Consider the following 14,722-nt stretch of genomic DNA (forward strand, 5'->3'; position numbering starts at 1 on the left):
TGCCAGTAATTGATTATTAAACTTTATAAAAAATTAAAACATTTCTTATATATATATATTAAACCATATTTATTACGAGTTTATCCTGAAAACAAGCTACTAACTTATTTTGAATGTTGCTTCTGTAGATGTTGCGGAATTAGTATAAGTGTTTAAGTTGACATTAGGCTTAGTAAAGTTAGAAATATTAACAGCATTTTTTACACCAATTCCTAAGAAGTTAGTAATAGTTTTAGCTAACGTATTGGATGCCAAATAGGGTACGCCATTACCAATAGTCTTAAACATATTAGTGAGTGACATATTCTCTGGAAGTACAAAATTTGCAGGTAAAGATTGGATAGCTAAAGCTTCTGCTACAGATATTCGCCGGATTTTATAGGGATGCAAATGTACTTCATTATTTCCATAGCAAGCTGTCGGAGAGTAACGCCATCTGTGAAGACGTTTGAAAGACTTTTTAGAATCATCTCCTTCATCAATAGCAGCAAATTTGGTGATGCCTGCCCTTGGTTTAAAACAGTTTTCAGTATTAGGATGCTTCAAAACATTATTTTTTCTAAACCAGTATTCAACTGTTAATTCTTGAGGGATGTCTTCAGGACAAAGCATGATGGAATTTTCTTGGAATGGATCGCACTTCTGCCAAGGGTAAGTAAAAACCTCTTTTTTAGGATATAAAATATGATTTTCCCAAGGAAAAGACTTTTCAGTAAGTAACTTTTCACTACCGAGTTTTATTCCTATATCTTTGATAAAATTATTTCGAAAACCAATGAGAATAATTCTTTCTCTATCCTGGGGTACACCATATTCGATAGCATTAATTAACCGCTCTGTTAAGATGTAGCCTGCTTCTAGTAATTGTTGCTTGAGCGATTCAAAAAATAAACGGTGCTTTGTTGTTTTCCACAACCCCTTAACGTTCTCAAATAAAAAGAAATCTGGAAGATTGTGGCAAATTAATTCAACATAAGAAGCGGAAAGCTTGCCATTATCTCCTAAACGTCCTCTATTTTTCCCGCCAATAGAAAAATCAGGACAGGGAGGTCCACCAATGAAGCCCACAATATTATTAGATTTGCGGCAGTCTTGTACTAACTCACGGAAGTGTTGTGCTTGTAAACCTTCGTGAAGTTGGCTTACATCTCCTCTTTCTCCGTGATGATACCCGTATTCTGGCAATGGCAGATTGAGAATCTGCCGTGAATAGCGGTATGCTGCCATAAATGGTGAAAACATTTCATTGACGTAAACAATATTAAAACCGCTAGTTTCAAAACCTAAATCTAGGAATCCCGAACCAGCAAAAAAGGAGAAAATACAAGGGCGATTGCTCATTCAATAACTAAATATTGTGAAACAGTCTTAATTAATATCAGAATACTTAGGGTTTATACTTACGTACCAATCAAAAGTTAAAAATTTGAAGGCTGCTTAAATAGTAAAAAAATTCATACTTCCTCTAAGTATTTAATATCTAAGTTTACTCAATCTTTAAGGAAAATCCCTGACAGAAAAAGAGTCTGAAGTCACAATTAAATATAAGAGTTTCTAAGCTCTAAACAATGTTGAAGACAAATATTTGTCATTCAACAAAAAACCGGGGTACTTCAGACTAACTTTTATGCGAATTTTAATTTACTCTTACAACTACTATCCAGAGCCAATTGGTATTGCCCCACTGATGACTGAATTAGCAGAGGGACTAGTGAAGCGTGGGCATCAAGTGCGCGTAGTCACCGCTATGCCCAACTACCCTGAGCGTCAAATTTACCAGGAATATAGGGGCAAGTGGTATCTCAACGAATACAAAAATGGTGTTCAAATCCAACGCAGTTATGTTTGGATTCGTCCCCAACCCAACCTATTAGATCGAGTGTTACTAGATGCTAGTTTCGTTGTCACTAGTTTTGTACCTGCCCTCTTTGGTTGGCGGCCAGACGTGATTCTCTCAACATCGCCATCTTTGCCAAGCTGTGTGCCAGTTGCTCTTTTAGGATGGTTACGTGCTTGTCCTGTGATCTTAAATTTACAAGATATATTACCAGAAGCAGCTGTTCACGTTGGTCTACTGAAAAATAAATGGCTTATAAAGTTATTCACAGTGTTGGAAAAATTTGCTTACCACACTGCTAGTAAGATTAGCGTCATTGCCGATGGTTTTGTGGACAATTTGCGATCTAAGGGCGTAAAAGCTGACAAAATTGTGCAAATTCCTAACTGGGTTGATGTAAATTTTATCCGCCCTTTGCCTAAAGAAAATAACCCTTTCCGTGCAACACATAACCTGAATGACAAATTTGTAGTACTTTATTCTGGCAACATTGCTCTAACCCAAGGCTTAGAAAGCGTTGTCAAAGCCGCTTCTATGTTGCGCCATATCCCAGATATTGTTTTTGTGATCGTTGGAGAGGCAAAAGGTTTACAGCGATTGCAACAGGAATGTCTAGACTGCGGCGCAGATAACGTTTTGCTACTGCCATTTCAACCCCGCAAAGATTTGCCACAAATGTTGGCAGCTGCTGATGTTGGCTTAGTGGTGCAAAAGAAAAATATTGTATCTTTCAATATGCCGTCAAAAATTCAAGTGCTACTTGCCAGTGGGGGGGCTTTAGTTGCCTCTGTGCCTGATAATGGTACAGCAGCTAGAGCAATCAAACAAAGTGGCGGCGGAGTTATTGTTCCTCCAGAAGATCCTCAAGCTTTAGCAATGGCAATTTTAGATTTGTATCAAAATCCCGAAAAGGTAAAAACTCTCGGTTATAAAAGTCGCCAATATGCCATTGAAAACTATGCTTTTGAGCAAGCTTTAAATCAGTATGAGTCGTTGTGTTACTCATTAACGGCAGATCGTGCAGCTATTCAGTCTACAAGAGTTACAGTATCTAGAGCAGAAAGCCCATAAGGATGTGACTAACTCAGAAAGTCGCAATTATACCCTCACTATTTAAATATTAACTAATTTTGAGGGTAACTAATTATACTTTAAAATATACAACATATATACCAATACGCTTAAGTTAAAGAAATGTCTCTTTTGAGGCAAGCAAATGAAGCCGAAGGACAATACCTTTTAATTCAAGCATCTTAAGCAGGTTTCCAATGCGTTTTGAACCCCAAATCCCACAACTTCACTTCATTAAATATGTGGGAACACCAATTTTTTAACTATACAGTCTGAGTACTTTAGTATCCTCTAATACTAAATACTACACTGGTGCCAATCAAGCTTTTGGTAGACCAGGCATGAATTTGATGTGTTGTATTGTAGTTTTTAGTAAACAGCAATTCTCAAACTAGCTCCCATGAACACCTGTTTTTTTGTTAGTATTCAAAAAAACCTATTGACACATTTGTCAGATCAATTGTTTGTATTTGTAAGTAAATGTAAACAATTGTTTCAAAGGAAAAAAGCACCTGAGGTTTAATGACTGATTATTTCCAAGGAAATTTCCCATTACAATCCGTTCCACTGACGAAGAGTGTGGTCAAGAGCCACGCCCATACTGAAGAGGAGAGCGGAAAATTAGCTGCAACGATCGCAGAAGCTGGATCAGACCGCAAAGCAGGTGAAATTATATTGCTAAAAGTAGCAGAGGTATCTTACCTAGCGGATTACTTTGTGATGATGACTGGCTATTCTAGGGTACAAGTCAGAGCGATCGCTCAAGCAATTGAAGGAAAAGTCGAAACTGAGTTGCAACGTCGTCCCATAAGGACAGAAGGAAAAGTTGAGGGGAGTTGGGTATTACAAGACTACGGTGATGTGATCGTTCACATTATGATGCCCAAAGAACGGGAGTTTTATAATTTAGAAGCGTTCTGGATTCATGCAGAACGTATTTCCCTTCCAGAATCTGATGAGGGTGAAGGTAAGCCAACATGATTAGGTCTTCGGTTTCAAATTGCCCAGTTCCCATAGACCAACAACCGCTCAATGAGTACGAAGAGTTAAAAAATTCCTGGTTGTTTCGTGATAGCACTTTAGATTTGCGCGAATATATCACGAAAATAGCTTGGATTTGGAGTTTATCTTGGCTGATCGCAGCACCTGTGGCAGCAGCAAGTTTTCCTCCCCACAAGTATATTGCACATTTTATCCTTTGTGGTGCAGCAGCAGCCAGTGTCGGGGTCGTACTGGCACTGGTAAGATTATACTTAGGCTGGTTCTACGTGTGCGATCGCCTTGGCAGTCCTACAGTATTTTATGAAGAGTCAGGCTGGTACGACGGCCAAACTTGGACGAAACCACAGGAAATCCTTAACCGCGATCGCTTAATTGTTGCATACGAAATCAAACCCATCTTGCGGCGATTGCAATTTACCTTCGCTGGCTTGGCGGGAATGTACGTTACTGGTACGATAGTTTGGCATTTGTTTTAAAGAGTCATTGGTCATTGGTGATTAGTCACTAGTCATTAGCTAAGGACTAATTACCAATTACCAATGACTAAATTAATTAAAAAAAGGTGATAAATATAAACCCATGACAATGGGAAAACGAACTCAAGCCACAGCACTGGAAGTCCGGTTGCTGCGGGAAGGTATTATTGAATCCAGGCATATAGTCCAGGCTGTAGTATGCGACGATCGGGGACGGGTTCTAACCGTTGCCGGCAATTCTGAAACTGCTGCATTTATCCGTTCAGCCCTCAAACCATTTCAGGCACTCGCAGTCACCACCACAGGTACACTGGAACGCTATCAACTCAGCGATCGCGACTTAGCAATTATGACAAGTTCCCATAAAGGAACAATAGATCAAGTCCGACAGGTATTTAACATCCTTTGGCGAGCTGATCTTGACCCGACTATACTCCAGTGTCCAACTCCTGAAGGTAAGCACAGTCCTCTGGAATACAATTGCTCTGGAAAACATGCGGGAATGTTAGCTGTTTGTCAGCAACGCCGTTGGCCCTTGAATAACTACTTGGATCGCAAGCACCCAATACAGCAATTGATTTTGGGCAAAGTAGCAGAGTTGCTGCGAATGCCAGCCGCAGAATTTATCTGCGCTCATGATGACTGTGGCGCACCAACTTATTTGATGCAACTAGGACACATGGCATCTTTATATGCGCTGCTAGCCTCTAGTACCAATCTGGATATGGAGCGCATCGTCCGGGCTATGACTCATCACCCCGCGATGGTAGCAGGAGATGGAGAATTTGATACGGAACTGATGCGCTTAACTCCAGGGGAACTGGTTAGTAAAAGTGGTGCCGAAGGAGTTCAGTGCATTGGTAGACTTGGTGAAGGCTTGGGATTAGCGATCAAAGTTATGGATGGGACAAAACGGGCAAAACACGCTGTTGCTATTCACCTACTCAAGCAAATGGGTTGGATTAGTCCTAGCGCCGCCGAAAGCCTCTGTGAAAAGTTTGCCACCTTGGGAAAATACACGCGTTTAGAAGTAATTGGAGAATTATCATTTTTGTAGTTGCCAAACTCTTGACTATAGGTTATTATAAATAAGTCGAGAGCAACGCGGGATAGAGCAGCCTGGTAGCTCGTCGGGCTCATAACCCGAAGGTCAGTGGTTCAAATCCACTTCCCGCCACCAAATAAAAAACAAAAACCCTACAATCAGTGAAGATTGCAGGGTTTTTGTTTTGTTTTGATCTATTCTGGAAGAAATAGCCATCTAAAAGGCGCGGAGAATCATGGTTGTGAAGTTGCAGCGACCAATTTTAGTGGGAGGATTGGGACTGTCCTTTTCTCTGTGGATGTTGGACAGTTGGCACGATTCGATAGTGCAGGTGGGTGAGTTTGGTTTGTTGAGTGCCTTAGCTGTAGGCGGTGGTTTGTGGTTATTCCAGCAAAATCGCCCGAAAGACAGTTTAAAGCAGCTAGATGATATGCTCGTAGATCGGGCGACTGTGGAAAGTGCGATCGCTAAAACTGAAACTGTAATTAACCAACTGGCACAAGAATCAGAAAACCATCCGGCGTTACAGACACTGCGAGAACAAATTACCCAATTGTTGTTGGAATTAGACAGACAAGAAATTAAAGTGGCTGTGACTGGCGGTAAATCCGTAGGTAAAAGCACCTTAATTCAAGCTTTAAAGCAAATAGAGACACAAAATTTGGTGTCTTTAGAAGAGACAACACCTTTATTTAGAGAAACGGGTAACAATTCAGATGCTGCGGTTTTAGCAGAAGTTGCAAAATCAGATTTTGTTCTATTTCTGACAAACGGTGATTTGACAGACTCAGAATTTCAAACCCTACAGCAGCTAAAAGCAGCAAATCAGCCGACAATCCTGGTTTTCAACAAACAAGACCAGTATTTAGCCGATGAAAGCGCCAGCATCTTGCTGTCATTGAAACAGCGAATGCAGGGAAATGTAGTTGCAACAGCCGCCTCTCCCATAGCCATCAAAGTCCGAAAGCATGAGGCTGATGGTGCTGTGCAAGAGTGGATGGAACAACCAACAGCAGATATCCAGCAGTTGACTCAGCATTTGGGTGAAGTTTTTGCACAGCAAAGACAACGCTTGGTTTGGGTAACAACCATGAGGAAAGCCGGGTTGTTGAAAGCTGAGGCGAAAAACTGGCTGAATGGAACCAGACGCGATCGCGCCACCCCAATTATTGAACAATATCAATGGATAGCTGCGGCTGCTGCCTTTGCTAACCCAGTTCCAGCCCTTGATATTCTAGCGACTGCGGCAATTAATGCTCAAATGGTAATGGATTTGGGTAAAATCTATCAGCAGAAATTTTCCCTAGAACAAGCACAAACTGTAGCTGGAACAATGGGAAGTTTGATGCTGAAACTGGGTTTAGTTGAACTTTCTACAAAGGCAATTAGTACTGTTCTTAAAAGTAATGCCGTTACCTTTGTTGCTGGTGGCTTAGTGCAGGGAGTAAGTGCAGCTTATCTGACCAGGATAGCAGGGTTAAGTCTAGTTGAGTATTTCCAACAGCAAGAAATAGCCATAGATTCTGGAACTGGTTTGAATTTGGAGAATTTGCGGCAAACATTGCAAAAAGTTTTTCAGCAAAATCAGCAGATTGGTTTTTTGCAGGGATTTGTTAAGCAAGGCGTGAAGCGTTTGTTGCCAGAAGTGCAGCAGGTTGAAGTTGTAGGTATTCAGAAGGCTGTAGGATAATTTCACTTACTTATTGCTTTAGAAACCTAAAATTTACCCAAGCCCATTATGGGCTTGGGTATATCTAATAATTATTGCGAAAGTTGGGAATTACCAATCAATTGTGAATAAGGGTAGTTAGCTAAACAGCGCCACTGTTTCTATTAAATAGAATAGTTATAGTTTTGAAAATTAGCTTTAAATCGTACACCAAACTCCAATTTTTTTGATACTGCAAATCTAGGCGAATTACATCTTCAAAACTACGGACTGTAGACCGTCCATTGACTTGCCATTCGCCAGTCATACCAGGCTTAACATCTAAACGTTGCCACTCTGGTACTTCATAACGTTCCACTTCATCGGGTGTGGGTGGTCGAGTACCTACTAAACTCATTTCTCCTTTGAGGACGTTCCAAAATTGCGGTAATTCATCAAGACTAGTTCGCCGTAAAAAGCGCCCTACCTTGGTAATTCTGGGATCATTTTCATTCTTGAAAAATGCACCTTGCACTTGGTTTTTTACTTGGGATTTCCTTGCTTCTGCATCCACACACATGGAACGGAATTTCCAAATCTCAAACCGCTTTCCCATCCAACCACAACGGGTTTGACTAAAGAAAATAGGGCCAGGATCATTAATTTGAATTGCGATCGCAATCGGAATAAACAAAACTCCTGTAATTAATAAACCAACTACAGACCCGACAATATCTAAGAACCGTTTCATCCAAGATGCTACAGAAGGGTGAGTAGTGGGTAATGGCTCTACTTTACGAGAAGTTGTCTTCCGATGATCAACTAAGTCTTCTGGTTCTATTAGCAACCCATCGTCAACCGATTCTAAGGGAAAAACCTGATCCAATCCCGTGAGTTTTAAGACTGCCATGACTTGAGGTGTTACATTCCGCAGTGTTAATGTAATTCCTTTAGTCTGGGCGTATTTAAAATTACTGACCAGGGCACCTAAACCACTACTATCCATAAAAGTAGTTTGGTGAAAGTCAATGATGATCTGTTTAGGATGTGAATTGGGCTGAATTAAGCTTTGGCAGGTTTGCTTAAAGTCTAAAGCCTCCAGCACGCTCAACCGCGCGGGCACCTGCATTATAGCCGTGTCGTTTAGGGAATTAACTGGAAAATCGACCTCTGTCGGTTGGCTAGTCATGAAGCTCTGCACTTTCGTTGCCATGTATAATGTAATCTGCCAAACATTATTTTGTCCTACAAAATTACTTAACCTAATATTTAGAATCAGTAGTAATAAGGACTAATTTTTCTTTACCGGGGCTGAGATTGGAGATCGCTAGCGACGATTCACAATAGAACAAGAAGCCAAGAAACATCCTTGCTGTTGTGTCGACGCAGCGCGATCGCGTTGCTCTCATCAAATCAAATGATTGCTAAAACTACGGTTACACCTACCGCACGCCTAGTTGAGGTCTTTTCTGCCATTCAAGGGGAAGGACTGAATGTAGGGACACGTCAAATATTTATTCGTTTTGCTTTGTGTGATTTGCGCTGCCACTTTTGTGATAGTGCCCACACTTGGAATGCACCTGCTACTTGTCGGATAGAGCGATCGCCTGGATTGCGCGACTTTGAAATCCACTCTAACCCTGTTCCATTACCCATATTAATCGAATGGGTGGAACAGCAAAATCTACCTTGTCTACACGATAGCATTAGCTTAACTGGGGGTGAACCACTTCTTCATGCCCCATTTCTAACGCAGTTTCTACCCCAAGTGCGAGCCATAACTGGTTTACCCATATACTTAGAAACTGGCGGGCATCGCTCAGAACAACTAGCGATGATTCTTCCCTATCTAGACTCTGTGGGTATGGATTTCAAATTGCCCAGTGTTAGCGGCGAAAGCCATTGGCAAGAACATGCTAAATTTCTCCAATTATGTCATGACTCATATTTAAATGTTTTTGTCAAGATAATTGTGTCTCAAAACACAGATCCAGCCGAGTTAGAACGTTCAGCTTCGTTGGTGGCAGAGGTTAGTCCAGATATCTCAGTATTTTTACAACCTGTTACGCCTTTAGCAGTATCTGAACAATTCTCCCCAACACTTATGCTTGCGCCTACCGCCGATCAAGTTTTAACGTGGCAAGCTTTGATGAAGGGGTTTGTCAAGCACGTGCGTGTGATCCCTCAGACGCATAAAATGCTGAACCAACTGTAAAAGCTGCTGTAAAATTTGAGTTTGATAAAGATGTAGTCAAGAAAAAAGTAAGATTCTATGAAATGGGTATTGCTGCCGCTAATCAGCAAGGCAGCAGCCCTCCATTAGGCATTCTCAGTCTGAAACTGGGAATGAGGAAAAGAGTGAAGAGCGAAAAATAAGGAGTTTAACTCATCCCACGGCTACGAAAACATCGCTTGTCTAATAACACGCTCCCGCGATCGCTAGTTTTCTTGAATTGCCGTGGGATTTTGCATTTGTCATTAGTTATTAGTACCAATGACCAATGACTAATGACTAATGACTAATGACTAATGACTAATTACAACCCGCCTTCATCTGGAGTTTTGGATTTAGCTTTTGCCTTATTAGCACTGCGTTTGAGGGCAGAGAGTCTTGCTTCGTATCTTGACCGTTGGCGCTTGCTAGGAGTATTGTCAATCAGGGTTTTTAAGGCGCTACCGAGACTCTTGTAGGCATTGGGGAGGCTATAACCAAAACGAGTTGCCAAAGCGATCGCTTTCTCATCAGCATTGAGCAATTCTTTTAGTTGCTTTTCCCCATTATTCTTTTGGTACAGTCGCCAGCCTGACACGCCACACAGCGACAAAGCTAACACCAGCAGCAATCCATCTTGTACCCACAATTCGCCGACAGCACCACCTAAACCGATGGCTAATGCTGCCATTTCCCAACCATCTTTAGGAATTGTGTCATTTTGAACGCGAGCAACTTCATGCCAGAACAGCAGATTACGCTGATCCATTGCGAGGGCATCCCATTTCACCAGGTCAATTTGAATTTCTACCTGGTCTTTACCAATTTCTTCGCAGCGAACCAGGGGTGGATTGACTTCAGTTGTGCCTTCAACCGTGACCCAGCTCTGTAATTCTGGCGGTAGTAAGCCTTTCAACCGCCGTAGTTCACTCATTTCCGCTTTGGCAGAGGAGGTTGCATAGGATGTCATAATATCCAGCCCCAGAAAATTTCAGTATATAGTGAGGGTATCACTTTGGAGTATAGCTATTTAAGTGATGATCCGTCTCACTCCTTGGGAAAACTTCCTCGTTTTTTCCGTGCCTCCATTGCCTTTTCTAGCAAATCTAGCAATCCTGGAGCTTCTTCTTGGATAGTGAGTAACAATCTTTCGCCAAGTTCTATATTCCCCGGATCAAGACCCGTTGCCATTACTTCTTTGAGGCGAGGTATGGCTATGCCATCTACAATCTGAATTAACCCACTCAGACAACGGTGAAATTGCTTTTCTGTGAGAATTGAGTCTTCTAGAGGAAACTCAATAATGGCACGAATTTCACCATCGGATGGGTCATACTCCCATTGCAACATTTTGGTTTCCCAGGAAATGGCAAGCATCGTCTGTAAGATAATCCCCTTGTGAGGGTGGTCTTGAATTCCTGACAGAACTTGAGGGGCGAATACCCGAAAGAATTTTCCCTCTTCATCCAACTGGACAACTATCAGAAAATCTTCTAGGTTATCAGCTTCTACACCTGTTATTATCCGGTCTTCTTCATCATCAAAACGGTAATCCCAACCAAGGTTGTCTAAATAGTTGGCAATCTGTTTGAGGTTAGCTCCCATAAAAGCCTCATAAGGAACGGTGGAGCAGTTGTTACCAGACCTAGTTTAACCTGATAGGGGTAGTTCTTTAGGTTGGTGTGGCTACAAGCGATCGCATCAAAGTATGCAATTAGGGCATGGGGTATGGGGCATGGGGCATTGAAATAGGATAAACAGATTTTCATGCTGGGCTGTGAATAAGATTTCCTGGGGTTCTCTTGCTAATTCTTAAAGAAGCGCTAAATATATTTCTATAAATATTATCCAGTGAAGAATATAAAACTAATTAACTGAAGTTTAATATTATCTTCCAAGTTTAATGAATGTATTTCTATATCAAGTATGGTAGGTGAAAAATTAAAACAAAACTCGTAACTCCAAGCACACTTGAGAGATTTACACTTACCATCTAAAGCTTTTAAAAAAATAAGTAAAAACTTAAAAATCGGTTTTTCAAAAGGAATAAATTTAGCACAAAGGCTGGTAAAGTTTTATATTACAAGCAACAAATTGTTTTTATAGAATGATTGTAGTGAGCAATACATTTATGATTGTCGATATCAATGAAATTTATGCGTAAATCAGCTTTAATTTTAGCGATCGCACCTCTAGTATGCGCGATCGCTGCTTGTAGTGGAGATTCACAAACAGCAAATACACCCAGCACTCCAGGCAGTAATGCAGCTGCACCAGAAAATCAAAATCGCTGGAATAACATTAAAAGACGTGGCCAGATAATTTGCGGTGTCAGTGGCGAAGTGCCAGGGTTTAGCTTTGTGGGGACTGATGGTAAGTATAGCGGCATTGATGTCGATGTCTGTCGCGCGATCGCCGCAGCTTTATTTGACAACCCAGATGCAGTAGAATTCCGCAATCTCAATTCCAAAGAGCGATTTACAGCTTTGCAAACTGGGGAAGTAGATGTTCTCAGCCGCAATACTACCTGGACACTTAGCCGTGATACTTCTGTAGGTCTAGAATTTGCACCCGTGGTCTTTTACGACGGACAAGCCATAATGGTTCGCAAAAGTAGCAACATTAAGTCCCTAGCAGACCTGAAGGATAAAGCAATCTGCGTTCAAACTGGCACTACTACCGAACAGAACTTAGCAGACCAAATGCGGAAAAGAGGCATCACTTACAAACCCGTTGTCTTTGAAGACGTTAACGTTACCTTTGCTACCTATGCCGAAGGTCGTTGCGACGGCATTACGGCTGACCGTTCAGCATTAGTTTCGCGGGGGACAATTCTACCGAAACCAGAAGATAACGTAATTCTCAATGAAGTGATATCTTCAGAACCCCTTGCTCCAGCAGTCGCCAAAGGAGATATTAGGTGGGGAGATGCTGTTAAGTGGGTGGTTTATTCTCTGGTAAAAGCTGAAGAATTGGGTATTACTTCCCAAAATGTGGGTCAGTTTGCAAGTAGTACCGATCCAGACATTAAGCGCTTTTTAGGAACAGAAGGCAACCTTGGCGAAGGACTCGGCTTAACAAACGACTTTGCAGCCAGAATAATTAAGCACGTCGGTAACTACGCCGAAGTTTACGATCGCAATCTCGGCCCCAAAACAAAACTGAATCTAGCTCGTGGTCAAAATCAACTCTGGAGCAAAGGGGGACTGCTTTATTCTCCACCGTTTCGGTAGAAGATGGCAGGGGGAGCAGGGGAAGCAGGGGGAGAAATAATAAATGACTAATTTAAAACCGTCTATATGGCGTGATGTCCGTTTTTGGAGGATTGCTTTGCAATTAGTTGCCGTATTTTTAGCAGCAGTTGTAGTAGTAATACTGTGGGGCAATCTCCAGCGCAATTTGCGGCAATTGGGTATTCCGTTTGGATTTGATTTTCTCAAGCAACAAGCGTCTTTTGATATTGGCGAGACGCTGATTAGCTATAAACCCACTGACACCTACAGTCATGCTTTGTGGGTAGGGTTAATTAACTCCTTGCGGGTGGCAGTTGCAGGGATTTTTCTGACAACCATTGTCGGGGTAAGTGCTGGTATTGCCCGACTTTCTGACAACTGGTTAGTGCGGAATATCACGATGGTTTATGTAGAGATTTTCCGCAATACGCCCTTATTGCTGCAATTGCTGTTTTGGTACTTTGTTGTTTTTCTCAGTTTTCCCAAAACAGAAAATAAGATATCCCTTTGGGGCTTTATTGGCGTTAGTCAAAATGGCTTACAACTCCCTTGGTTTACCCTATCACCAGAGTTTTCAGCTTTGCTGTTGGGATTAATTTTTTACACAGGTGCGTTTATTGCCGAAATTGTCCGAGGTGGAATTCAATCAGTACCAAAGGGACAATGGGAAGCAGCGCGATCGCTAGGATTAAAACCAGGGTTAGTTATGCGGCTGGTGGTTTTTCCCCAAGCCTTGCGGGTAATCATTCCACCGTTGACGAGTCAATATCTGAATTTGACAAAAAATACCAGTTTAGCGATCGCGATCGGCTACCCCGATATTTATTTTGTCGCTTCCACCACCTTTAACCAAACGGGTAAAGCCGTAGAAGTGATATTACTGATTATGCTCACCTATCTCACCCTGAGTTTAACCATCTCTGTAGTTATGAATTTATTCAATCGCAGTGTGCAAATTAAAGAGAGATGAGGGTGATGAAGAAGCAGCTAAACTCCAAAGTTGAAGTATGAGCCTTTACAAATGACAAATGACCAATGACAAATGACAAATTAAGCTGGCTACGTAAAAACCTGTTCAGTACTTGGTACAACAGCTTGTTAACTGTTGTCTGTTTGGTGTTGTTATTTTGGATACTGCGAGGAATTCTAACTTGGGCAACTACTCAAGCACAATGGGCGGTAATTCAGGTTAACTTACGTTTATTTTTAGTTGGTAGATTTCCGCAAACGCTATATTGGCGAACTTGGATTGTGCTAGCGATCGCTTCAACTTTAGGCGCTGTAACTGCGGGTGTATTCTTTGGTAAGCAACAATTAACAAAGCAATTCTCCGCTTTGTTTACTTTTATCATCGGCGTTTTGTTAGTTGCTTTACCGTTAGACTTTACATCTCGCCTCTGGTTACTGTTAATTGCAGCTTTACTATTTGTAGGTTTTTGGGTTGGAGGAAAGTTTACTAAGGTACTAACTCCTTGGCTTTCTCTATTATGGTTACTGTCTTTCCCCATTATTCTTTGGCTAGTTGGCGGTGGATTTGGATTGCAATCTGTATCTACAAATTTGTGGAACGGTTTGCTACTTACCCTACTTATGGCAGCAATCAGTATTGTGCTTTCCTTTCCCTTTGGGGTTTTATTGGCTTTAGGACGCACAAGCAATTTGCCTGTAGTACGTTGGTTTTCTATCCTCTACATTGAAATCGTCAGAGGAGTACCACTGATTGGGATTTTGTTCCTCGCTCAAGTAATGCTGCCATTATTTCTATCAGCAGATGTGCGTTTAGATCGGGTATTGCGAGCAATTGCTGGATTGGTTTTATTTAGTGCTGCATACATGGCAGAAAACGTGCGTGGTGGACTCCAATCAGTTCCTCGCGGGCAAATTGAAGCTGCAAAAGCGCTAGGATTAAATACAGCCTTAGTAATTTTGTTAATCGTCTTACCTCAAGCCTTACGTACCGTTATTCCTGCGATCGTTGGTCAGTTTATCGGCTTATTTAAAGACACTTCGTTATTATCCTTGGTGGGGTTAGTAGAACTAACAGGTATTGCCCGTTCTATATTGGCACAACCACAATTTATTGGTCGATATGCAGAAGTTTATATATTTATTGGATTTATTTACTGGGTATTTTGTTATTCAATTTCCTTAGCTTCTCGGCGATTAGAAAGACAGTTAAATAATTAGTCATTGGTCAT

General features: G+C 41.5%; 13 protein-coding genes and 1 tRNA gene. 10 read left to right on the forward strand and 4 right to left on the reverse strand.

All coding sequences use genetic code 11. The features are described from left to right. Positions 1–99: 99 nt before the first annotated feature. Positions 100–1,341 carry a DNA cytosine methyltransferase gene (locus FD724_RS24535; protein ID WP_179074397.1) on the reverse strand — a complete coding sequence of 414 codons (1,242 nt, stop codon included), beginning with the start codon at positions 1,339–1,341 and terminating at the stop codon, positions 100–102. A gap of 286 nt (positions 1,342–1,627) precedes the next feature. Between FD724_RS24535 and FD724_RS24540 the strand changes: the two genes are divergently transcribed. The 6 genes from FD724_RS24540 to FD724_RS24565 all read left to right on the forward strand — a co-directional run bounded on the left by FD724_RS24540 (position 1,628) and on the right by FD724_RS24565 (position 7,121). After that, positions 1,628–2,908, forward strand: coding sequence for a glycosyltransferase family 4 protein (locus tag FD724_RS24540; RefSeq protein ID WP_179074398.1), 1,281 nt, complete (start codon positions 1,628–1,630; stop codon positions 2,906–2,908). A 522-nt stretch (positions 2,909–3,430) separates the two neighbouring features. Next, complete coding sequence (gene rsfS / locus FD724_RS24545; RefSeq protein WP_163935637.1) at positions 3,431–3,889, forward strand: ribosome silencing factor; 459 nt, start codon at positions 3,431–3,433, stop codon at positions 3,887–3,889. Next, the gene (locus FD724_RS24550; protein ID WP_179074399.1) at positions 3,886–4,386 is read left to right on the forward strand and encodes a CGLD27 family protein; all 501 of its coding nucleotides are present in this window, start codon (positions 3,886–3,888) and stop codon (positions 4,384–4,386) included. The genes rsfS and FD724_RS24550 overlap by 4 nt, the downstream gene beginning before the upstream one ends. Positions 4,387–4,489: 103 nt before the next feature. Next, complete coding sequence (locus FD724_RS24555; RefSeq protein WP_179074400.1) at positions 4,490–5,443, forward strand: asparaginase; 954 nt, start codon at positions 4,490–4,492, stop codon at positions 5,441–5,443. Positions 5,444–5,489: 46 nt separating this feature from the next. Continuing rightward, positions 5,490–5,566, forward strand: a tRNA-Met gene (locus tag FD724_RS24560). Between the two features lie 100 nt (positions 5,567–5,666). Next, entirely contained in the window at positions 5,667–7,121 is a 1,455-nt protein-coding gene (locus FD724_RS24565) for a YcjF family protein (protein WP_179074401.1), read from the forward strand. 121 nt (positions 7,122–7,242) lie between these two features. Here the strand turns inward: FD724_RS24565 and FD724_RS24570 are convergent, their stop codons facing one another. Continuing rightward, on the reverse strand, positions 7,243–8,292 hold the full coding sequence (locus tag FD724_RS24570; protein ID WP_179074402.1) for an anti-sigma factor antagonist: 1,050 nt from the start codon (positions 8,290–8,292) through the stop codon (positions 7,243–7,245). Positions 8,293–8,496: 204 nt separating this feature from the next. Here FD724_RS24570 and FD724_RS24575 point away from each other — a divergent pair, with 204 nt between their 5' ends. Beyond that, positions 8,497–9,294 carry a 7-carboxy-7-deazaguanine synthase QueE gene (locus FD724_RS24575; RefSeq protein WP_179075614.1) on the forward strand — a complete coding sequence of 266 codons (798 nt, stop codon included), beginning with the start codon at positions 8,497–8,499 and terminating at the stop codon, positions 9,292–9,294. Positions 9,295–9,616: 322 nt separating this feature from the next. Here FD724_RS24575 and FD724_RS24580 read toward each other — a convergent pair whose 3' ends face one another. After that, positions 9,617–10,261, reverse strand: coding sequence for a DUF3318 domain-containing protein (locus FD724_RS24580; protein WP_012410672.1), 645 nt, complete (start codon positions 10,259–10,261; stop codon positions 9,617–9,619). A 77-nt stretch (positions 10,262–10,338) separates the two neighbouring features. Then, positions 10,339–10,896 carry a hypothetical protein gene (locus tag FD724_RS24585; RefSeq protein WP_179074403.1) on the reverse strand — a complete coding sequence of 186 codons (558 nt, stop codon included), beginning with the start codon at positions 10,894–10,896 and terminating at the stop codon, positions 10,339–10,341. 551 nt (positions 10,897–11,447) lie between these two features. On the opposite strand from FD724_RS24585, the gene FD724_RS24590 reads away from it, so the two are divergent. The 3 genes from FD724_RS24590 (at position 11,448) to FD724_RS24600 (ending at position 14,711) form a co-directional block, all read left to right on the forward strand. Further along, positions 11,448–12,524 carry an amino acid ABC transporter substrate-binding protein gene (locus tag FD724_RS24590; protein ID WP_179074404.1) on the forward strand — a complete coding sequence of 359 codons (1,077 nt, stop codon included), beginning with the start codon at positions 11,448–11,450 and terminating at the stop codon, positions 12,522–12,524. A 43-nt stretch (positions 12,525–12,567) separates the two neighbouring features. Beyond that, a complete protein-coding gene (locus FD724_RS24595) occupies positions 12,568–13,494 on the forward strand; it encodes an amino acid ABC transporter permease (protein WP_179074405.1) in 927 nt (308 codons plus the stop codon). Positions 13,495–13,559: 65 nt separating this feature from the next. Beyond that, positions 13,560–14,711 carry an amino acid ABC transporter permease gene (locus tag FD724_RS24600; RefSeq protein ID WP_179074406.1) on the forward strand — a complete coding sequence of 384 codons (1,152 nt, stop codon included), beginning with the start codon at positions 13,560–13,562 and terminating at the stop codon, positions 14,709–14,711. Positions 14,712–14,722: the final 11 nt, after the last annotated feature.

Source organism: Nostoc sp. C057 (assembly GCF_013393925.1).
Lineage (GTDB): Bacteria > Cyanobacteriota > Cyanobacteriia > Cyanobacteriales > Nostocaceae > Nostoc > Nostoc muscorum_A.

Excerpts from the sequence above, each read along its gene's own strand:
- FD724_RS24570 (WP_179074402.1), bottom strand. The coding sequence starts at position 8,292 with ATGGCAACGAAAGTGCAGAGCTTCATGACTAGCCAACCGACAGAGGTC.
- FD724_RS24580 (WP_012410672.1), bottom strand. The coding sequence starts at position 10,261 with ATGACATCCTATGCAACCTCCTCTGCCAAAGCGGAAATGAGTGAACTA.
- rsfS (WP_163935637.1), top strand. The coding sequence starts at position 3,431 with ATGACTGATTATTTCCAAGGAAATTTCCCATTACAATCCGTTCCACTG.
- FD724_RS24595 (WP_179074405.1), top strand. The coding sequence starts at position 12,568 with ATGACTAATTTAAAACCGTCTATATGGCGTGATGTCCGTTTTTGGAGG.
- FD724_RS24590 (WP_179074404.1), top strand. The coding sequence starts at position 11,448 with ATGCGTAAATCAGCTTTAATTTTAGCGATCGCACCTCTAGTATGCGCG.
- FD724_RS24565 (WP_179074401.1), top strand. The coding sequence starts at position 5,667 with ATGGTTGTGAAGTTGCAGCGACCAATTTTAGTGGGAGGATTGGGACTG.
- FD724_RS24585 (WP_179074403.1), bottom strand. The coding sequence starts at position 10,896 with ATGGGAGCTAACCTCAAACAGATTGCCAACTATTTAGACAACCTTGGT.
- FD724_RS24575 (WP_179075614.1), top strand. The coding sequence starts at position 8,497 with ATGATTGCTAAAACTACGGTTACACCTACCGCACGCCTAGTTGAGGTC.
- FD724_RS24535 (WP_179074397.1), bottom strand. The coding sequence starts at position 1,341 with ATGAGCAATCGCCCTTGTATTTTCTCCTTTTTTGCTGGTTCGGGATTC.
- FD724_RS24600 (WP_179074406.1), top strand. The coding sequence starts at position 13,560 with ATGACAAATGACAAATTAAGCTGGCTACGTAAAAACCTGTTCAGTACT.
- FD724_RS24555 (WP_179074400.1), top strand. The coding sequence starts at position 4,490 with ATGACAATGGGAAAACGAACTCAAGCCACAGCACTGGAAGTCCGGTTG.
- FD724_RS24540 (WP_179074398.1), top strand. The coding sequence starts at position 1,628 with ATGCGAATTTTAATTTACTCTTACAACTACTATCCAGAGCCAATTGGT.
- FD724_RS24550 (WP_179074399.1), top strand. The coding sequence starts at position 3,886 with ATGATTAGGTCTTCGGTTTCAAATTGCCCAGTTCCCATAGACCAACAA.